Raw genomic sequence first — 19750 nt, 5'->3', positions numbered from 1 at the left:
GTGGCGTCGCCGCCGCCGAGAGAACCCGATGAGAGGAACCCACCGCAATGACCCGTGACGAGATCACCGCCGGCCTCGCCGAGATCCTCGAAGAGGTTGCCGGGGTGAGCCCGGACGACGTGGCCGAGGGGAAGTCCTTCACTGACGACCTGGACGTCGACTCGCTCTCCATGGTGGAGGTCGTGGTGGCGGCCGAGGAGAAGTTCGGCGTCAAGATCCCGGACAACGAGGTGCAGAACCTCAAGACCGTCGGGGACGCCGTCAGCTACATCGAGGCGCAGTCCTGATCATGAGTCGCTCCGACGTCGTCGTCACCGGGCTCGGCGCGACCACCCCGCTGGGCGGGGACGTCGCGTCGACCTGGGACGCCATGCTCAACGGCCGCTCCGGGGTGAGTGCCCTCACCCAGGAGTGGGCCGAGCAGTTGCCGGTCCGGATCGCCGCCCAGCTCGCGGTCGATCCGGCCACCGTGCTGGACCGGGTGAAGCTGCGTCGGCTGGACCGTTCCGAGGCGATCGCCCTGATCGCCGCCCATCAGGCCTGGGCGGACGCCGGCCTGGCCGACGCCCCGCTCGACCCCGAGCGGCTGGGGGTCAGCATCGGCTCCGGCATCGGTGGCGCCGTCACCCTGCTCGCCCAGGACGACATCCTGGAAGCCTCCGGCCCTCGCCGGGTCTCCCCGCACACCGTGCCCATGCTGATGCCCAACGGCCCGGCCGCCTGGGTGGGGTTGGAACTCGGCGCCCAGGCGGGCGTGCACTCGGTGGCCAGTGCCTGCGCCACCGGCGCGGAGGCGATCGCGCTGGGCCTGGACATGATCCGGGCCGGCCGCGCCGACGTGGTGGTGGCCGGCGGCACCGAGGCGGTCATCCATCCGCTGCCGATCGCCGGTTTCGCCTCGATGCGGGCCATGTCGACCCGCAACGACGAGCCGCAGCAGGCCTCCCGGCCGTGGGACAAGGGCCGGGACGGATTCGTCCTCGGCGAGGGTGCCGGCATCGTGGTGCTGGAACGCGCCGAGCACGCCGCCGCCCGGGGCGCCCGGGTGTACGCACGGCTGGCCGGCTCCGGCATCACCTCCGACGGCTACGACATCGTCCAGCCGCACCCGGAGGGTGCCGGGGCGATCCGGGCCATCGAGAAGGCGATCGCCGACGCGGACGTCGCGAAGTCGGACATCGTGCACGTCAATGCGCACGCCACGTCGACGCCGGTGGGCGACCTGGCCGAGATCAAGGCGCTGCACCAGGCGCTGGGCGACCACCCGGTGCTGACCGCCACCAAGTCCATGTCCGGACATCTGCTCGGTGCCGCCGGCGCGCTGGAGTCGATCGCGACGATCCTGGCGATCCGCGACAGCATGGTGCCGCCGACGATCAACCTGGACGACCCGGACGACGGCCTCGACCTGGACGTGGTCGCCAACAAGGCACGCGAGATGACGATCGACGCGGCTTTGAACAATTCGTTCGGCTTCGGCGGCCACAACGTGGCGCTGGTCTTCACCCGCGTCTGACCGTCCGACCGTCACCCCTGCCGTCGCTGTCGTGGCGACGGCAGGGGTTTCGTGTCTGCCCGCCCCGGCGTGCTCCCCGCCCCGGTATGCCGCAGCGCTGACGGATTTGACGGCGACCCCCGTTTTCGCTTTGCTGAGCGCTTTGATAGATCAACAACGGGGAGTGGACATCGTGGGACGATCCCGGCTCGCGTTGGCGGCGCTGGCCATCGGGCTGGTCGCCGGCTGCGGCGGCGGTGAGCAGACCGACACCGGCGAGCAGCCCGGCGCTGGCGCGACGGGTGCGCCGTGGCATGACGAGGTGACCTCGGCCACGGCGAGCGGGAAGGTCGGCGCCGGTGCGCCCTGTCCGCTGCCGGTGACGTTCGAACTGGCCGACGGGTGGCAGGCAGAAGAGATCAAGACCGCCGACCCCGACGACGAGGTGGCCGCCGCCGTGGCCGAGGCGTTGACCCGACGCGGCGGCTCGACCGTGCGCTGCGAGGTGGACGGCCGCGCGGTCGCGTCGGGCTTTCTGCGGGTGTGGACGGCCGACGACGCGGACGTCCCGCCCCGGCAGACGTTGGAGGCGTTCGTCGCTGCCGACGGGAAGGTGACCGATCCGCAGTACCGCCAGACCCGCGTCGGCGGCCTCGACGTGGTCGAGGCGAGTTGGTTGAGCCATCGGGAGTTGCTCGACGAGGACGTCCGGGAGTGGGCGCTGGCGGTCCGGACCGGCGCGGCGACGGTGCTGTTGGAAGCCAGCAGCACGAGCTTCGGTGACCCACTCGACGTGCTGCCCGCGTACCGGCTGGCCCGCGCCACGCTGACCGCAGCGCCCTGACCGCAGCACCCGCCCGGACCGCCGAGCCCGTCCAGACCGTGGCGCCCGTCCTGACCGTGGCGTCAGCCGGCGCAGGTGGTGGCGGGCAGTCCGGACACCTTGACCGGGGAACGCCCCGCCGGAACGGCCTTACCAGCCAGCACGTCGGCAAGCGCGGTCATCGAGGCCAGACTCGACGAGTACGTGGCCAGCAGAGTCGGTGACTTCGCCTGAGCCAGCACGTACGGGGTGTCCATGGCGACGGTGACCGCCGCGTCGGCCCGCAGGTCCCCGGCGCGGTCGCCGTACCCGACCAGGTGGACGATCTTGCCGCCGCTGGGCACCACCTGCACCCCGGCCTCGGTCAGCGCCTCGGTCAGCGCGGCCCGGGTGTGCGCCCGGCCGTCGGAGGAGGTGACGGTGACCGGTCCGCGCAGCGCGACCGAGTCGCACCGACCGCGCAGCACGGTCACCGCGGCGGCGGCCAACGCCCGTGCCGCCGCGCGGTGCGCCGGGGTGGCCAGCGTCGACAACTCCGGCGTCGGCGCGCCGGACAGGCTGAACTTCATGGTCAGCACCCGGGTGACCGCCTCCACCAGTCGCGCCCGGGGCAACGAGCCGTCCCGCAGCGCCGCCAGCAGCCCGTCGTACGCCTGGCTCACGTTCGGCGGCATGAGGATCAGGTCGTTGCCGGCCTTCAGGGCGCGTACGGCGGCCTCCCCCGGCCCCCAGCGGCGCGCGGGTGGCATGTTCATGCCGTCGGTGATCACCACACCCTGGAAGCCGAGTTCGCCACGCAGCACCTCGGTGAGCAGCTTGTACGAGAAGGTGGCCGGCACGCCGGGGTCGACCGAGCGGACGTCGAGGTGGGCGGACATGACGGCCAGCGCACCGGCCTCGATGCCGGCGGTGAACGGCGGCCAGGCCTGCGCCGCCAACTTCTTGCGGGACTGGCCGAGCACGGGCAGATCCTGGTGGGAGTCGTCGGCGCTGTGTCCGTGCCCGGGGAAGTGTTTCACCGTGGCCGCCACCCCGGCGGCTTGCAGTCCGCGTACCGCCCCACCGACCTGCTGCCCGGCGCGCTGCGGGTCCGCGCCGAAGGACCGGGACCCGATCACCGCGCTGCGGGTGACCAACACGTCGGCGACCGGTGCGAAGTCGACGTTGATTCCCATCGCCGCCAGTTCGGTGCCGGCGGCCCGCCAGGCCGCCTCGGTCAGGGCGGCGTCGCCGGCAGCCCCGGCGGCCAGTGCGCTGGGCAGCATGGTCACCCCCTCGGTGACCCGGGTCACCACGCCGAACTCCTGGTCGATGCCGATGAGCAGGGGAGCCGGACCGGCGGCCAACTTCCCGGCGGCCTCGCGCAGCCCGGTGGTCAACGCCCGAACCTGCTTCGGGTTGTCGACGTTGGTGGTCGGCTGGTTGCCCTGGGTGGGATCGTCCGCGCTGAAACCGACCAGGATCAGCCCACCGAGCCGATACTTCTCGACCATCTCCGCCGGAGTGTCCACCCCGGCGAGGGCCCGGTTGCCGGCCGCCGAGCCGGCCGACACCTTCGTCGCCCGGTCGCCGTACGCGTACGGCATGAGCACCTGGCCGACCAGGTCCTCGTCGGCGAGTTCGGCGACCAGCGCGGCGGCCAGGGTGGCGGGGTCGTCCGGCGCGGCGCTCGACGGAGGCTCGGCCGGAGCGGTCGGTGGCGCCGGCTCGGCCGGGCCGGACGACGGAACCGATCCGGGACGCTGCCCGGCGGCCGAGCAACCGGAGGCCAGCAGCATGGTCACGGCGACGAGCACGGCGACGACACGCCGAGGGGTAGTCGACACGCGGCCCATCCCACCAGCTCACCCGGTATCGGGCAACTCGGCTGGATGGCGATCGCGTGACGGCCGACCGCCCCGGGCGGTGAGCACACGGGGCGATCGGGGGCGGCACACCCAGGGCGATCAGGCGATGTTCAGCCGACCCGGGTGAGCAGCGTCACCGGGGCGCCGTCACCGGCATAGCGGTACGGCTCCAGTTCGGCGTCCCAGGCACTGCCGAGCGCCTTGTCGAGGGCGTGCGCGAGAGCTTCGGGTGCCCGTGCGGCGGCCATGAGGCTACGCAGCCGATCCTCGCCGAGTTGGATGTCACCGGCAGCACCCACGGTGGCCCGGAACAGCCCTCGGCCGGGGACGTACATGAAACGTTCACCGTCGGCGCCCGGACTGGGTTCCTCGGTGACCTCGAAACGGATCATGGGCCACTGCCGGAGGGCAGCAGCCAGTTCGGCGCCCGTCCCCGGGCGACCGGACCAGCCGCATTCGGCCCGGCGGGCGCCGGGATCGACGGGCTGGGCAGTCCATTGCAGGTTGACCGGCGCGGCAAGGACGCGCGCGATCGCCCACTCGACGTGTGAGCACACGGCGAGCGGGGTCGAATGGACGTATACGACGCCACGCGTTGGCACGATGACCTCCCGGAGAGCGAGGTGCGTCTTCCCCTACGACCTCGCCGAACCCGGGTGCGTTGTTGCCACACATGATGACTGCTGTGACGGATGGTACGCCAGGGAATCGACAAATCCGCCGGTCGGAATACCCGGACAGGTGACCGCCGTTCCCCCTCATGACGCCGCGATGACCAGTCGGGATCGTGGGTCGTGTACAGTTCCATCGGCGGCCTGTGCCGCGTAAGCCTTTCGCGGGATCACCCAATCGGGTGCCACCCGCAAACAGCCCCCGGACTTTCCGTCCTCCGTACGTCTTGCAAGGAGTACCTCCGTGGCGAGCAACACCTCTAAGACCGCGCGCGCGTCAGTCCGGGCCGGCCAGGCTGGCCAGGGTGGCGCACTCAGCGTGCTGGGCGAGTTCAAGTACCTCATCCCGCTCAACGGCGGCAAGCACGCCTACGTGCGGAACCTGACCAACGGCAAGACCGCGCACCTGCGCACCGACTCCGAGGCCTTCATCGAGGAGATCCGGGTGCTGGCCGCCGCCGGCCACGCCACCAAGATCCGGGCGGAGATCAACAGCCTCAACGCCACCCACCCGGGTGACGGCTGGGACGCCACCGAGAAGCGCCTGGTCGAGGCCGGCGTCTTCGAGGGCTGAGCCAGCCGTACGCAGCATCACGAACGCCCGTCGGGTTCTTCCCGGCGGGCGTTTCGTCGACAGCGGGTCAGGGCGGCTCGAGCAGGGTCACCTCGCCGGTGGCGAGGTCGTATATCGCGCCGGCCACCGCCACCCGCCCCGCGGCGACGGGCTCGGCCAGCAGCGGGTCGGCGCGCAGCGCGGCCACCGTACGCCGGACGTGCCGGCGGATCGCCAACGGCCGGATCTGCGGATCGTCGCGCCCCACCTCCGTCACCGCAGGGGCGATCCGGTCGACCAGATGGGCCAGGGCGCCCGGAGGTCGCCGACCGGTCCGCAACGCCTCCACCGTGGCGTCGACCGCGCCGCAGCGCTCGTGCCCCAGCACCATCACCAGCGGTACGCCCAGCACCTCGACCACGTACTCGATCGAGCCGAGCACAGCCCGGTCCAGCACGTGCCCACCGGTGCGGATCACACAGATCGAACCGAAGGTCTGGTCGAAGATCGCCTCCAGCGGGACGCGCGAGTCGATGCAGCCCAGCAGTACGGCGTACGGTTGCTGGTCACCCGAGGCACTCGCGGCCGCCGCGCTCACGTCGTGCCCGTGCACCGGCTGTCCGCTGACGAAGCGCCGGTTTCCCGCGAGCAATTCGGCCAGCGCGGTGCGAGGGCTGCCGCCGGGTGCCCGGTCGGCCGGCGCGGACCTGGTGGGCGATGCCCGCGACACTGCCATGTCACCCAGCTTGACCCCCCGCCACCTGGGCAGGGGGCCGGTTAGGAATCTTCTCAACATCGCGGTTCGCGTGGTGTCATGACGGGTAGCCGGTGTTACCACCGGGTATCCCCGGTGCTACGCGTTCGCGCCCGTGGGGAGGTGGCGATGCCAGATCGGGTCGAGGTACGGATTCCTGACGACGTACGCCTGCACGTGGAAACCAGCGGACCGGCGGACGCCGAGGTCACCGCGGTGCTGCTGCACGGCTGGACGTTGGACGGGCGCAGCTGGCATCGGCAGGTGGCGGCCCTGCGGGAGACGTACCCGTCGGTGCGGGTGGTCACCTACGACGCGCGCGGGCACGGCCGGTCCAGTTGCATGGCCCTGCCCACGGCCACGCTGGCCCAGCTCGGCGACGACCTGGCAGCGGTGCTGGACAGCACCGCTCCCACCGGCCAGGTGGTGCTGGTCGGTCACTCGATGGGCGGCATGACGATCATGGAGTACGCCCACCGTCATCCCGAGCACTTCGCGCGACGTACCGCCGGCCTGGTCTTCGTCTCCACCACCGCCGAGGGGCACACGCACACCGTCTACGGCCTGTCGCCCCGAATCGCCCGGATCATCCGGCTGGCCGAAACCACCGGCGCCGGGGTGTTGGCCCGGTGCGGTTCGTGGCGTCCGCCCCGGGCCCTGCTGCGTGCCCTGCGGCCCAGCATCCGTTGGATGCTCTTCGGTGAGCGTTGTGATCCGGCGGACATTCGCCTGGTCACCTCGGCGGTGGCGCGCGCCTCGCTGCGCTCGATCGGCGGGTTCCGGGCGTCGATCGGCGCCCAGCACCGGCTGGAGACGCTCGCCGCGCTGGCCCACCTGCCGGCCGCGGCCCTGGTCGGCGACCGGGACCGGCTCACCCCACCGCCGTGCGCGGAGTCGATCGCCGAGGTGCTGCCCGCCACCGAGTTGGTCGTCTGTCCCGGTGCCGGTCACATGCTGATGATGGAACGCCCCGAGGAGGTGAACACCGCCCTGTCCGGCGTGCTGCGCCGGGTCCTCGACGCCAGTCCCGTCCACGGTTGTTAACAAGGGGCCCCTGCTCTACCTGAGGCGTTAACAAGGTGCCCTTCCTTGCACGTGGGCGGCGGGGCGTAATCTCGTGCGGTTGGCCGGGCGGCGGGACGAGGAGCACGAGCGGTGGATCAGAGCACCCTGGATCAGGAGATCGCCGTCGAGCAACGGCATCTCGACCGGGTGTACGCACGACTGGCCGAGTTGCGGCGCGCGGCGGTCCGCGCGGAACGGGACGGCTACCGGCTGGCCCGGGTCGGCAACTTCGGCGCACTGGTCGAACGCGACGCGATGGTCTTCCACGCCGCGCAACGACGTCACCTACTCGACGCCGAATACGAAGGGCTGGTCTTCGGCCGGCTCGACCTGCGTGACGGGCAGGTGCTCCACGTCGGGCGGCTCGGCATCCGCGACGAGGACGCCAGCACGCTGGTGGTCGACTGGCGCGCCCCCGCTGCCGCCGCGTTCTACCAGGCGACTCCCGCCGAGCCGCTCGGGGTGGTGCGGCGCCGGACGATCCAGTCCAGCGGCGAGCGGGTCACCCGGATCGAGGACGACCTGCTCGACCCGGACGCCGCGCCGCCGGAGATGCCGGTGGTGGGCGACGGCGCACTGCTGGCCACCCTGTCCCGTACCACCGGCCGGGGCATGCGCGACATCGTCGCCACCATCCAGCGTGAACAGGACGAGGCGATCCGCTCCCCCAGTTCCGGGGTCACGCTCGTCTCCGGTGGTCCGGGCACCGGCAAGACGGCGGTGGCGTTGCACCGTGCCGCGTATCTGCTCTACGCCGAACGCAGCCGGTACGCCGGGGGCGGCATCCTGGTCGTCGGCCCCTCCTCGGTCTTCGTCTCCTACATCGCCTCGGTGCTGCCGTCGCTGGGCGAGGACACCGCCACCCTGCGCTCGCTGGGCAGCCTCTTCCCCGGCCTGTCCGCCACCCGGACCGACCCGCCCCGGGTGGCCACGATCAAGGGATCGCTGCGGATGCGTCGGGTCCTGGAACGCGCCGCCCGGGACACCGCGCCGGGCGCCCCGAGCGAGTTGCGTCTGCTGTACCGGGGACAGCTGCTCCGCTTGGACCGGGCCGAGTTGGACGCCGTCTGGAACCGCGCGCTGCCCCGGGGCGCCCGACGCAACGAGGTACGCCGGGCCGGCTTCGACGGCGTACTCGCCGCGCTCTGGGCGCAGGCCCGCCGACTGGGCATCTCGGGGCTGCCCGAGCAGCGCGCCTTCGAGGACGAACTGATCGACCGTACCGACTTCCGGGACTTCCTCAAGGCCTGGTGGCCCCGGCTGCATCCCCGGCACGTACTCGGCTGGCTGGCCGATCACGAGCGACTGCGCCGGTACGCCGCCGGCATTCTGTCCGGCGCGGAGATCCGACTGCTGAGCCAGTCGTACCGGGGGCTGGCCACCGACGGCCCGTCCGTCGCCGACGCCGCACTGCTCGACGAACTGGACACCCTGCTCGGCAAGCCGATGCGCCCGGCCCGGCCCAAGCGGGACCCGTTCCAGCTGGCCGGCGGGGTGCGGGAGTTGAGCACCTTCGCCGATCGGCAGCGGGCCGCCCGGCAGGCCGCCCGCGAACGCCCGGAGGACTACCGGGACTACGCCCATGTGGTGGTCGACGAGTCGCAGGACGTCTCGCCGATGCAATGGCGGATGATCGGCCGGCGGGGCCGGCTGGCCTCCTGGACGGTGGTGGGTGACCCGGCGCAGACCGCCTGGACGGGAGATCCGCAGGAGCTGACCCGTGCCCGGGACCAGGCCCTGGGTCGGCGCACGCGGCACCGGTTCGCCCTCACCACCAACTACCGCAACTCGGCGGAGATCTTCGCGGTGGCGGCCGACGAGATCCGCCGGGTGTACCCGGACCTTCCGCTGCCCACAGCCGTCCGCTCCACCGGAGTCGACCCGATTCGGCTGGTGGTGCCGGCCGCCGAACTGGCAGCGAGCGTGGTGTCGGCCGCGAACACCCTGCTCGGCGAGGTCGAGGGCACCGTCGGGGTGATCACTCCGGTGCCCCGACGGGACGAGGTGTCGGGCTGGCTCGGCGGCCTCGGTGGCGAACGTCTTCAGGTGGTGACCAGCCTGGAGGCCAAGGGCATGGAGTACGACGGGGTGGTGCTTGTCGCGCCGAGTGAGATCCGCGCCGTGCCCGACTCCGGCGTGCGTACGCTCTACGTCGCGTTGTCCCGGGCCACGCAACGGCTGACCACGGTCGACGTGGCCGACGAGCCGCCCACGAAAACATAGCGATGTTGGCATAGTTCTGACTCCGACCGGCCGGACGGCGGATGGTGACTGCGTGGGCGCGGGTCATGACCATCAGGCTGCGGTGTCACACGCCGCACACCGCCATTTCGGCCGACTCCAGGCGGCGTTCGTACTGCTCAGCGTCCTGATGGTGGTCGAGGCGGTGACAGCGCTCCGCACCGGCTCGTTGGCTCTGCTCTCCGACGCCGGGCACATGTTCACCGACGTGCTGGGCATCGGGATGGCCCTCGCGGCCGTCGCGGCGACCCGCCGGGCCCGCAGCGACCCACAGCGCACCTTCGGGCTCTACCGCCTGGAGGTGCTGGCCGCGCTGGCCAACGCCGTCCTGCTCTCCGGTGTCGCGGTGTACGTGCTGGTCGAGGCGGTCCGGCGATTCGGCGATCCACCCGAGGTGCTGGCCGGCCCGGTGCTGGTCGTGGCGGTGCTCGGCCTGCTCGCCAACGTCGTCGCGTTCGCGCTGTTGCGTCCCGGCGCCCAGGAGAGCATCAACCTGCGCGGGGCGTACCTGGAGGTGCTGGGCGACCTGCTCGGCTCACTGGGCGTGATCGGGGCGGCGACGCTGATCGCGCTGACCGACTGGTGGTGGGCGGATCCGCTGGTGGCGGTCGCGATCGGCCTGTTCATCCTGCCTCGGACCTGGCGTCTGGGCCGGGCGGCGCTGCGCATCCTGGTGCAGGCGGCCCCGGAACACCTTCAGGTGACCGCCGTGCACGACCGCCTGGCCTCGGTGCCCGGCGTTGCCGGCGTCCACGACCTGCACGTGTGGACGCTCACCTCCGGCATGGACGTCGCCTCGGCCCACCTGACCATGACACCCGGCGCCGATGTGGGCGGGGTGCTGGCAGCGGCCCGCGCGGCCCTGCGGGAGGAGTTCCACATCGAGCACGCCACCTTGCAGATCGAACCGGGGGTCTGCGGTGCGGTCGAGTGGTGATGAGACCAGAGCTCGACCAAAGGCCGGAATTGATAGCTTATGTCTGATTCACTGGTCACCAGGCGAACACCAGGAGTCACACCGGCTGCACAGGTCACAGCAGCCCCGGTAGGCTCGGACCCGGCCTCCGCCAGGCGGCACTCTCCGGTGCCGGCGGCGGCCGCCGCCTAATCGCCCGTCAGGGCGAGCCGGGGAACCATGTTCCTGGGGTGCATCCGCGCACGCGCGGTAGGGATCTTCCGTCCCGAACCCGTCAGCTAACCCGGTCGGCGGCTGACGGAAGGACATGTGCATGCCAGCAGTGGCAACCGTGAGACCGGCCGCCCGAACGGCGGCCCTGATCTGCGCGGCGCTCGCCCTCGCAGTGGGTGTCGCGCTCGTTCCCGGCCCGGCCGCGGCGCACGGGTTACGTACGGCAGCTCCCAGCGATGTCGGCGACGAGGGCGGTACCCCGGCGCTGCGCGCCCAGTTGGAAGCGGCCAGCAAGGGTTACCTCGACGCCAAGGTCGCGCTGGACCGTTCGGTCACCCGGCAGAAGCAACTGGCCGGACAGCTCACCGCCACCGAAAGCCAGCTCGCCGAGCGCGGCACCAAGGTCGCCGAGATCGCCGCGCAGGCGTACCGCACCGGGCGGCTCGGCGCCGCGTCGGCGCTGCTCAACAGCAGCTCACCGGCCGGCTTCATGGACCGGGCGGCGGCGCTGGACGCGGTGGCCGCCAACGAGGAGCGCGCCCTCGGTGAGCTGCGGGCCACCCGTGACGAGGTCCGCAGGACCAAGCAGGCCCTGGACGTGGAGGTCCAGGAGCAGCGCAAGCAGGTGGCGGTGATGGCCAAGCGCAAGGAGCAGGCCGAGCGGGCGGTGACCGTGGCCAACGAGCGGGCCCAGGCTGCCGAACGCGCCAACCGCGCCCCGACCCGTAGCGGCGGTTCCAGCCCGACGGCCAAGCCCGCGCCCCGCAACTCGGACGGCTCGTGGCCGGCCGAGTCGTGCAGCGTCAACGACCCGACCCCGGCCAACGGCTGCATCACCCCGCGTACGCTGCACGCGCTCAAGCAGGCCAAGGCGGCCGGCTTCACCAGGTACGTCTCCTGCTACCGCTCGGGCGGCTCCGGCGAACACCCCAAGGGCCGCGCCTGCGACTTCGCGGCACAGAAGAACGGCTTCGGTGGGGTCGCCACGGGCGGTGACCGGACGTACGGCAACAACCTGGCGGCGTACTTCGTCAACAACGCCGACCGGCTCGCCGTGCTCTACGTGATCTGGTACAAGCAGATCTGGCTGCCCAGCAGCGGCTGGAAGTCCTACAGCGGCGGTCGCGGCGATCCGTCCAGCGACCACACCAACCACGTCCATCTGTCGGTGTACTGACCGCTCATCGACGACGCCGGGTGGGCACCTTCGGGTGGCCCGCCCGGCGTCGTTGCTCGTGCCCCCGGCGCCGAAGGAAGTCAGTTCGCTCACCCGTCGACGCGCGCGAATCCGCCACCTTGGTTACCGTCATAGACGGAAGCGGACATTTCGCCACGAGGGGGAGGAACAAGCATGAGCCAGGGCATCGAACGGCTCACCCGATCCGGCACCTGCGGGTGGCTCCGGTGAGCGGGCACGTCATGGTCTTCGCGCCCACGCCGTTGCTGACCGTCACCGTCGACCAGCCCAGCGACGCACCGGAGTTGCACCTGCACCCGGGCGGGCAGGGCGTCTGGCAGGCCCGGATGGTGCTGTCGCTCGGCGTCGACGTGGTGCTCTGCACCGCGCTCGGTGGCGAGGTCGGGCAGGTCCTGGAGCCGCTGCTGGTCAGCGAGGGAGTGGACCTCAAGATCGTGGCCCGCGACTCCGGCGGCAGCGGCGGGTACGTGCACGACCGCCGGGAAGGCACCCGGCGGGAGGTCGTCGACGTGCCCGGTCAGCCGCTGAGCCGGCACGAGCTGGACGAGTTGTACAACCTCTCGCTCAGCGAAGGGCTGCGCGCGGCGGTGTGCGTGCTGAGCGGCCCGAACGACCCGTCACTGGTGCCCGCCGACCTGTACCGCCGCTTCGCCGCCGACCTGCGCGCCAACGGCAGCCAGGTGGTGGTCGACCTCAGCGGCGAACACCTGACGGCCGTCCTGGACAGCGGCGTGTTCTTCCTCAAGGTCAGCCACGAGGAGCTGATCGCGGACGGTCGGGCCGCCGGCGACGAGGAGGAGCAGCTCACCCGCGCCATCTACGACCTGCACACCGCCGGCGCGGAGAACGTGGTGGTCAGCCGGGCCGAGAAACCGGCGCTGGCCCTGGTCGACGGCGAGGTGTTCGAGGTACGGATGCCCCGGCTGGAAGCGGCCGACCCGCGCGGAGCGGGCGACTCGATGACCGCCGGGGTGGCCGCCGTGGTGGCCCAGGGCGGCGACGTGCGCACGGCGATCCGCACCGGCGCGGCGGCCGGCGCGCTGAACGTCACCCGTCACGGGCTGGGCACCGGACGGCTCGACTCGATCACCGGTCTGGTCGACCGGGTGCAGTTGGAGCCGGCGAGCAACCGGCCGCAGTACCGCACGACCCCCGACGAACTGGCCCACCGGGCGGGCGGCCGATGACACTGCGGGTAGTGATCACCAACGACGACGGGATCGGTGCCCCCGGCATCCACGCGCTGGCCCGGGCCGCCGTCGAACGGGGTATGGACGTGGTGGTGGCCGCACCGTTGGAGGAGGCCAGCGGCACCAGCGCCGCGATGAGCGCGATAGAGCAGGACGGTCGGGTAGTGGTCCACGAGCACCCGCTGCCGGAACTGGACGGGACGCCCGCGTTCGCGGTCGGCGGGTCTCCCGGCTTCATCGCACTCATCGCCGTGCACGGCGCGTTCGGGCCCCCACCGCAGGTGCTGCTGTCCGGAATCAATCGGGGTGCCAACGCCGGCCGTGCGGTGCTGCACTCGGGCACCGTGGGCGCGGCGTTCACCGCCGCCGCGAACGGCTGCCCGGCGATGGCCGTGTCGCTGGACGTCCTGTCGGCCGGTGAGGCGACCGCGGCCAGCGGCGGCGCGGCGGTGGCCGCAGCCGCCCGGGTACGCGACGCCGACCGGCACTGGGCGACCGCCGCCCGGGTCGCACTGGACCTGCTGCCCAGGTTGCCTACCGGGCCGGTGGCGAGCGTGCTCAACGTCAACGCGCCGGACCTGCCGTTCGAGCTGCTCCGCGGGGTACGCCGAGGCACCCTGGCCACCTTCGGTCAGGTGCAGATGACGGTCGCCGAGTCCGGCCACGGCTTCGTCCGCACCTCGCTGGAGGAGCCTGGCCAGGCGGTGCAGCCCGGTACCGACCTGGCCCTGCTCGCCGAGGGTTACGCCTCGGTGACGGCGATTCGGGCCGTCACCGAGGCGACCGATATTGATCTGTCCGGCCTTGACGCCAGCTGAGGGGTCAGGCCCCCGGAAGGACCTCAGGTGTTACGGCCGCACCGGCGTAGTACGGCTCGGGAGCACCGAACAGGCCGAGTAGGCCGGTCACCCAGAGCTGCCGGTGCACGAACCGGCTCGGCTCGGTGACGACCAGTTTCACGCCACTGACCTCGGCGGTCTGGAAGCCGGCGACCATCGCGCTGATGCCCACCGAGTCGATGAAGGTGACCAGCCGCATGTTGAGCTCGATCCGGGCCGGCCGCCCCTTGGCCAGCACCTCGGCAATGGCTTCTTTCACCTCGTACGCGGTGTCGACGTCGATCTCCCCCCGCGGGGCGATCTCGATGACACCACCAGGCCGAACCGTCTGCAGGATCGACAGGCTCACGCGAGCACCTCCACTCGCCCGTACGACGGGCGCCTCATCAGTACGCGGGCCGCGACCGAGAGTATTCCTCCAACGGCCTCGGTCGCCACCCCTCGGGATGAGCAATTCGCGGACAGGGCCACCCCAAGTCGCCCTTATCCGGACTTTTCATGACCTATCACTCGACGCGCTGGCCGCCAGTCCGCGTCGCGCGCCAGCCCACGCCGCCGAACCAGAGTAGCGGGCCGACGCCAACACTTTCGATATCCGGGACGGTGAGGCGCCGTCGCGCGGACCCGCCCCGCTGGTAGCCGGGCTGCGACGAGTGGATGAATGTGCCTAGCATCACGACTGACCGTTTCGACGAGAGGACGACGACATGCTTCGCAGACTCGCCACCCTGGCCGGCGTCAGCGCTCTGCTCGCCCTCGTGCTGGCCTGCGGTTTCGGCGGCGGGGGCGATGACGACGACGATGACGACGACGACTTCGCCCGGTCCGCCGTCGCCGTGGTGTCGTCCCGCTGACCGTCGAACGCCGGCACGACACGGCGGACGCCCGGCGACCCTTCGTCATGGTTTGCGACGGCGTGCGGCGGGGCACAGCCTCGTTGGCGCACCCCGCCGCACGCCGGGCAAGCCGCCGAGGAGGTCTCATTCGGGATACTGACCTCGGCACCGTCGAGGAGGGAACCACATGTTCGGAACCAACCTGCTGGAACGTCGCAGCAAGCCGGAGCGGATCGCGGACGACGCGTGGCACCACCTCGTGTCGGCGGTGCACACCGCGGGCGACAACATCCGCGACACCGCACGCTCCGCCCGGCACAGCTCGGTGGGGCTGGCCGACGACGCCGGGGACCTGATGGGATCGGCTGCCGACGAGGCCCGCCGTCGGGCCACCCGGGCTTTCGACGCCCTGGCCGGTCGACGCCCCGCCCTGCCGTGGACCTTGCTGATCAGCGCGGCACTGGTCGGTGCCGCGATCGGCTGGGCCGCCGGCACCGCCGCCCGCGCCGCCGGCAGCCACGACCGATCCGTCGACGACATCGAGTTCGTCGACGTCGAACGCTCCGACTCCCCCGCCGAGACCGACCGCTGACCGGAGGCTTCCCCCAATTCGGTGCCGAGTGAAGCGGGCAACACATCGTGACGGGCCCCGTCCGACCGGATCGGTCGGACGGGGCCCGCTGCGCTGACCGGGTGTGGGCGGTCAGCGGGTGGTGCAGGTGATGGTCGTGGGTGGATTGTTCGTGCCGGAGGTGCTGGCCAGGAAACCGGCGGTGGCCGTGGCACCGGGGGCCAGGGCACCGTTGTAACCGGCGTCGCGCAGCGACACCGTCGCACCGGTCTGGGTGTGGGTGCCGCCCCAGACCTGGCTGATCTGCTGGCCGTTCGGGAACGTCCAGCCCAGCGTCCAGCCGCTGATCGGCGTGGTGCCCGCGTTGCGTACCACCAACTCACCCTGGAAACCGCCGGGCCAATCCCCGACGATGCGGTAGGTGGCCGAACATCCGCCCGGCGGCGGCGGGGTGGTCGGGGACGGGGGCGGGCTGGTGGGCGTCGCGGACGGGGACGGACCAGTGGGCGACGGCGTCGGGCTGGTCGGGCTCGGGGCAGGGCTCGTCGGTGTCGGGGTGGGATCGCCACCGACCCGGTCCCCGACCAGGATGCCCCGGCCGTTGGTGCCGAGGTAGACCCGCCCGTAGACCCGAGGGTCGCCGGTGAGGGCGTCACCCGCATTGCCGTACTGGTGCTGGTCGTCGTTGATGCGTACCCAGTTCACGCCGACGTCGTCCGACCGGTACACCCCGTGCTGGCCGCCGACCGTGCCGAACAGGTACAGCGCCGGGTACGCCTGCCCGGGGGCCGCCCGACCGAAGCCGATGTTGCCCGCGGTGCTGACGTTGGTCGACTTGACGAAGGTGGCTCCGGAATCGGTGGAACGCCACAGCCCACCCTGTCCAGCCAGCCACAGTTCGCCCTCCTTACCGGGCAGGGCCTTGAACCGTACGTTGCCGGTGGCGGGCAGCCCGGTCGCGGCGGACGCGGTGAAGCTGACCCCACCGTTGGTGCTCACGTAGAACCGGCCGCCGCTGAAGCCGTAGAACTTGCTCGGATTCACCCGGTCGGACTCGATGATCGCGTTGGCCGGGATGCCGGTCGAGGCGGTCCACGAGTTGCCGAAGCCCACCGAGTGGACGACCTGCTGTCCCGCGTCGCCGGGAGCCCAGACGAAACGGCTGCCGTCCGCCGAGGCGGCGACCGTGCCACCCCGGTTCACCCCGCCGGGCTCGCTGCCCTGGAACCAGTTGGCTCCGCCGTCGGTGGAGAACGCGACATGACTGTCGTTCGGGCGGTCGGCGTCGGTGAAGTCACCGGCCCGGACCATCACCGAGGGGTTGGTCTCGGCGTAGTCGAGACTGGTGGTGCTGGTGAAGACGGGCTGGGTGAACATCATCGCCGGTACGGCGTCGAGGTTGGTGTGCCGGAAGCCGCCGATGTCGCCGAGGGCACTGACCAGCGGTGCGCCCGTGGGCGGGCTGATCAGGTCGAGCACCGCGGTCTCCTCCAGGCCCTTGACCATCGGCCGGATGGTGACCGTGCCACCGGTGTCCCATCGGGTCAGGTCGGTGCTGCCGTAGATGGTCGCACCGGTGCCGTACATGAACCGGTCGGAGTCGTGCGGGTCGATCTCCACCGACTCGTTCATCCAGCCCAGCTTCGGCGTCTCCTCCGGCGGCTGCGGGTTGGCGCCGAACGTCAACCACGGCACCGAACTGATGTTCATCGTGTACTTCTTGACGCGCTGCGGGTAGCTGCCCCAGTCCCAGATCCGGCTCCAGGTGGCGCCGCCGTCCGTACTGCGCCAGAAGATCGCGTCCGGCCACCAGGAGATCTGGGTGGCCACCATCAGGGTGTTCGGGTTCTGCCGGTCGATGGTCAGGCCGCTGTAACCGAAGTACGCATCGGAACTGCTCGACGGAACCGGGCTGATCTGCGTCCAGGTGCCGGTGGACCGGGTGAACTTCCAGACGTCGCCCTTGCCCCCGTCGTACGGCCCGCCGGTGTCACTGGTGGCGATGTAGAGGTGACCGCCGACGTGATCCACCACGCCCTTGTGCGCGAGGTACCCGGTCGGCTGACCCGGAATCCGCTCCCAGCTGGTGCCACCGTTGGTGCTGCGGTAGACCGGGTTCTGCTTGTCGGCCACCCCGACGTAGACGGTCTGCGTAGTGCTGCCCGGCGTACCGGTGGACTTGTCGAAGCTGACCCAGGTCAGGCCCTGGTTCTGGGACTGGTAGCCGCTGCTGTCGGCGGGGTCGGCGACGTAGTTGCCGACGTTGGGGAAGTTGGTCACCTTCGCCCAGGTGGCGCCGTGGTCGGTGCTGCGCCACAGGCCGTTGCCGCCCTCGGCGGCGTAGTAGACGACACTGTTGCGGTTCGGGTCGACGGCCAGCCGCTCCCCCATGCCCCGGCCGGGCATGTTGCCACCGTTCTTGAACGGCAGTTCGAACGCCTGCCAGGTGTTGCCCTTGTCCGTGGAGCGCAGGATCGCGCCGTTGTTCGGGTCCCAGTCGTTGGTGTACATGCCGACGGCCGCGTACACACGGTTGGTCTGCACCGGGTCGGTGGCCAGGCTGACCACACCGTTCCAGCCCCAGCGGTTCTCGCCCACCCAGTCCAGCAACGGGATCCAGGACTGGGTGGGCTGGTCCCACCGGTACGCCCCGCCGATGTCGGTACGGGCATAGATCAGGTTGCGCTCGGTGGGATTGAAGATGATGCCGGGGACGAAGCCACCGCCGTCGATCCGGACGTTGCGCCAGTCGTACGTCTCGGCGGCGACCTGCGCGGTCGGCGCCGAGGAGGCGGTCAGCGGGGCCGCGATCACGACCGTGGTGGCAGCCAACGCGGACACCACCGCGCCGACGAAACTTCTCCGCATCTGGGTTCCTCTCGGGGGACACCCCACACCCCCGTGCCAGGGGCAGGATGGACACACATGGAACACCCGTCGGAGCTGCCCTGGCTCCGGCACCGGCGCGACGGCTCCCGCACCCGAGGAATGGGCTTACATTAGCCCCTCTCGATGGCAAATGGAAGCGCTCCCAAGCATCTCCCCCGATCCGGGTGAGGCCCGGTCACCCGGACCACCACCAGGCTGGTCCCGCGGACCCGGGCGCCCCGGGCCGTGCCCCGTCGGCGAGGAGAGGAGCGAGGCGATGGCCAGCATCTCGACGATCAACCGCACCGATCAGGACATCCGTGCCGCGGTGCTCGACGAACTCGACTGGGAACCCCGGGTGCAGCCGCACGAGATCGGGGTGATCGTGGCCGAGGGCGTGGTGACGCTGACCGGCCGGGTGGACAGCTACGCCAAAAAGTGGGCGGCGGAACGCGCCGCGCACCGGGTCGGCCAGGTCCGGGCGGTCGCCAACGACCTCGCCGTACGGCTGGTCACCGGCGCGGAGCGGACCGATCCGGAGATCGCCACCGCAGTGGAACACGCCTTGCAGTGGCACGCCTTCGTACCGGTCGAGCAACTCGATGTGACGGTCGCGGAAGGGTGGGTCACCCTGCACGGCGACGTCGAGTGGGAGTACCAGCGTCGAGCCGCGGAGGATTCGGTCAACCGGCTGACCGGCGTACGCGGGGTCAGCAACGGCATCACCGTGCGGCCGGCGGTCCGCCCCGACGGGACCGCGCTGGCCAACCGGATCGTCGACGCGCTGGCCCGCAACCGGGCCACCGCCGCCGAGCAGGTGACGGTACGCGTACACGGCGACACCGTGCTGCTGGGCGGTCTGGTGCACTCGATGCCCGAACGCGCCGAGGTGGAGCGGGTCGTATGGTCCGCGCCGGGCATCCGCGAGGTGCAGAACCACATCGCGGTGGCCCCGGTGCTGCGCTGAGGCGGGCGCCCGGTGCCGCCGAACCACCTGGGCCGGGTGAGCCACCCTCACCCGGCCGGGTACGAGCCTGGCAGTCATGACCGATCAGCTGACCACGCCACTGCAGGTCACTGCGCGGCTCCGCACACCCGTCACGGAACGCGATCACGTCCGAGGGCCGATGGACGCGCCGGTGACCATCGTCGAGTACGGGGACTACCAGTGCCCCTTCTGCGGCCAGGCGCACGCCAACCTGCGGGAGGTGCTCCGGCAGCGGGCCGACACCGTCCGCCTGGTCTACCGGCACTTCCCCATCGCGAACCTCCACCCGTACGCCGAGATGGCCGCCGAGGCGGCCGAGGCCGCCGGACGGCGGGGACGGTTCTGGGAGATGCACGACTGGCTCTACGAACACCAGGAGCAGCTGGATCCGGTGCACCTGACCCTCGGCGTCGAGCAGCTCGGACTGCCCGTGGACGAGGTGGACACGGAGATCGGACGCCACGTGGGGGGTGACCGGATCCGCCACGACTTCGTCAGCGGCATCCGCAGCGGCGTGGACGCCAGCCCGACCCTGTTCGTCAACGGATCCCGCCACGACGGCGACTTCGACCTGGCCACGCTGCTGACCACCGTCGACGCCGCCGCCACCGACTGACCGTCCGCCAGAGCCGGGAAGCACTGACCGTCCGCCAGAGCCGGGGAGCAGAGCCAGCCGGCCGGA

At 71.4% G+C, this 19750-nt stretch carries 19 protein-coding genes and 1 riboswitch; of the genes, 14 read left to right on the top strand and 5 right to left on the bottom strand.

Translation table 11 applies throughout. The features are described 5' to 3' along the window. Nucleotides 1–47: 47 nt before the first annotated feature. The 3 genes from AB0M35_RS20905 to AB0M35_RS20895 all read left to right on the top strand — a co-directional run bounded on the left by AB0M35_RS20905 (nucleotide 48) and on the right by AB0M35_RS20895 (nucleotide 2339). The gene (locus AB0M35_RS20905) at nucleotides 48–287 is read left to right on the top strand and encodes an acyl carrier protein (RefSeq protein ID WP_013735281.1); all 240 of its coding nucleotides are present in this window, start codon (nucleotides 48–50) and stop codon (nucleotides 285–287) included. Nucleotides 288–289: 2 nt separating this feature from the next. Next, a complete protein-coding gene (fabF, locus tag AB0M35_RS20900) occupies nucleotides 290–1516 on the top strand; it encodes a beta-ketoacyl-ACP synthase II (RefSeq protein ID WP_363747225.1) in 1227 nt (408 codons plus the stop codon). Nucleotides 1517–1688: 172 nt separating this feature from the next. Then, nucleotides 1689–2339, top strand: a complete 651-nt coding sequence (locus AB0M35_RS20895) for a lipoprotein (RefSeq protein WP_363747224.1) — start codon at nucleotides 1689–1691, stop codon at nucleotides 2337–2339. A 62-nt stretch (nucleotides 2340–2401) separates the two neighbouring features. On the opposite strand, the gene AB0M35_RS20890 is transcribed toward AB0M35_RS20895, so the two are convergent. Together AB0M35_RS20890 and AB0M35_RS20885 are read right to left on the bottom strand one after the other, a co-directional pair. Further along, nucleotides 2402–4153 carry a glycoside hydrolase family 3 N-terminal domain-containing protein gene (locus AB0M35_RS20890; RefSeq protein WP_363747223.1) on the bottom strand — a complete coding sequence of 584 codons (1752 nt, stop codon included), beginning with the start codon at nucleotides 4151–4153 and terminating at the stop codon, nucleotides 2402–2404. A gap of 122 nt (nucleotides 4154–4275) precedes the next feature. Then, entirely contained in the window at nucleotides 4276–4767 is a 492-nt protein-coding gene (locus AB0M35_RS20885; protein ID WP_363747222.1) for a DUF3145 domain-containing protein, read from the bottom strand. Between the two features lie 313 nt (nucleotides 4768–5080). Between AB0M35_RS20885 and AB0M35_RS20880 the strand changes: the two genes are divergently transcribed. After that, on the top strand, nucleotides 5081–5410 hold the full coding sequence (locus AB0M35_RS20880; protein WP_363747221.1) for a hypothetical protein: 330 nt from the start codon (nucleotides 5081–5083) through the stop codon (nucleotides 5408–5410). A 67-nt stretch (nucleotides 5411–5477) separates the two neighbouring features. Here the strand turns inward: AB0M35_RS20880 and AB0M35_RS20875 are convergent, their stop codons facing one another. Next, nucleotides 5478–6125 (bottom strand): carbonic anhydrase, encoded by a 648-nt coding sequence (locus AB0M35_RS20875; RefSeq protein ID WP_363747220.1) that lies wholly within the window; start codon nucleotides 6123–6125, stop codon nucleotides 5478–5480. A gap of 147 nt (nucleotides 6126–6272) precedes the next feature. On the opposite strand from AB0M35_RS20875, the gene AB0M35_RS20870 reads away from it, so the two are divergent. The 6 genes from AB0M35_RS20870 to AB0M35_RS20845 all read left to right on the top strand — a co-directional run bounded on the left by AB0M35_RS20870 (nucleotide 6273) and on the right by AB0M35_RS20845 (nucleotide 13784). After that, complete coding sequence (locus tag AB0M35_RS20870) at nucleotides 6273–7187, top strand: alpha/beta hydrolase (protein WP_363747219.1); 915 nt, start codon at nucleotides 6273–6275, stop codon at nucleotides 7185–7187. Nucleotides 7188–7298: 111 nt separating this feature from the next. Further along, a complete protein-coding gene (locus AB0M35_RS20865) occupies nucleotides 7299–9431 on the top strand; it encodes a UvrD-helicase domain-containing protein (RefSeq protein ID WP_363747218.1) in 2133 nt (710 codons plus the stop codon). Between the two features lie 52 nt (nucleotides 9432–9483). Next, entirely contained in the window at nucleotides 9484–10386 is a 903-nt protein-coding gene (locus AB0M35_RS20860) for a cation diffusion facilitator family transporter (RefSeq protein WP_363747217.1), read from the top strand. A gap of 154 nt (nucleotides 10387–10540) precedes the next feature. Then, a riboswitch (cyclic di-AMP (ydaO/yuaA leader) is annotated at nucleotides 10541–10674 on the top strand. 4 nt (nucleotides 10675–10678) lie between these two features. Next, the gene (locus AB0M35_RS20855; protein WP_363747216.1) at nucleotides 10679–11755 is read left to right on the top strand and encodes a hypothetical protein; all 1077 of its coding nucleotides are present in this window, start codon (nucleotides 10679–10681) and stop codon (nucleotides 11753–11755) included. 227 nt (nucleotides 11756–11982) lie between these two features. Then, entirely contained in the window at nucleotides 11983–12963 is a 981-nt protein-coding gene (locus AB0M35_RS20850) for a PfkB family carbohydrate kinase (RefSeq protein ID WP_363747215.1), read from the top strand. Continuing rightward, nucleotides 12960–13784 (top strand): 5'/3'-nucleotidase SurE, encoded by an 825-nt coding sequence (locus AB0M35_RS20845; RefSeq protein ID WP_363747214.1) that lies wholly within the window; start codon nucleotides 12960–12962, stop codon nucleotides 13782–13784. Before AB0M35_RS20850 ends, AB0M35_RS20845 begins: the two co-directional genes overlap by 4 nt. 4 nt (nucleotides 13785–13788) lie before the next feature. Here AB0M35_RS20845 and AB0M35_RS20840 read toward each other — a convergent pair whose 3' ends face one another. Beyond that, nucleotides 13789–14154, bottom strand: a complete 366-nt coding sequence (locus AB0M35_RS20840; RefSeq protein WP_363747213.1) for an STAS domain-containing protein — start codon at nucleotides 14152–14154, stop codon at nucleotides 13789–13791. A 358-nt stretch (nucleotides 14155–14512) separates the two neighbouring features. Here AB0M35_RS20840 and AB0M35_RS20835 point away from each other — a divergent pair, with 358 nt between their 5' ends. Beyond that, nucleotides 14513–14659, top strand: coding sequence for a hypothetical protein (locus AB0M35_RS20835; protein ID WP_363747212.1), 147 nt, complete (start codon nucleotides 14513–14515; stop codon nucleotides 14657–14659). Between the two features lie 169 nt (nucleotides 14660–14828). Further along, nucleotides 14829–15233 carry a hypothetical protein gene (locus tag AB0M35_RS20830; RefSeq protein WP_363747211.1) on the top strand — a complete coding sequence of 135 codons (405 nt, stop codon included), beginning with the start codon at nucleotides 14829–14831 and terminating at the stop codon, nucleotides 15231–15233. Between the two features lie 111 nt (nucleotides 15234–15344). Here the strand turns inward: AB0M35_RS20830 and AB0M35_RS20825 are convergent, their stop codons facing one another. Then, nucleotides 15345–18080 (bottom strand): cellulose binding domain-containing protein, encoded by a 2736-nt coding sequence (locus tag AB0M35_RS20825; protein ID WP_363747210.1) that lies wholly within the window; start codon nucleotides 18078–18080, stop codon nucleotides 15345–15347. A gap of 277 nt (nucleotides 18081–18357) precedes the next feature. On the opposite strand from AB0M35_RS20825, the gene AB0M35_RS20820 reads away from it, so the two are divergent. After that, on the top strand, nucleotides 18358–19047 hold the full coding sequence (locus AB0M35_RS20820) for a BON domain-containing protein (RefSeq protein WP_363747209.1): 690 nt from the start codon (nucleotides 18358–18360) through the stop codon (nucleotides 19045–19047). Between the two features lie 88 nt (nucleotides 19048–19135). After that, nucleotides 19136–19684, top strand: coding sequence for a DsbA family protein (locus AB0M35_RS20815; protein WP_363747357.1), 549 nt, complete (start codon nucleotides 19136–19138; stop codon nucleotides 19682–19684). Nucleotides 19685–19750 lie beyond the last annotated feature (66 nt).

The organism is Micromonospora sp. NPDC051196, assembly GCF_040682415.1.
Classification (GTDB): Bacteria; Actinomycetota; Actinomycetes; order Mycobacteriales; family Micromonosporaceae; genus Micromonospora.
This window is presented reverse-complemented; position numbering and strand designations above follow the sequence as displayed.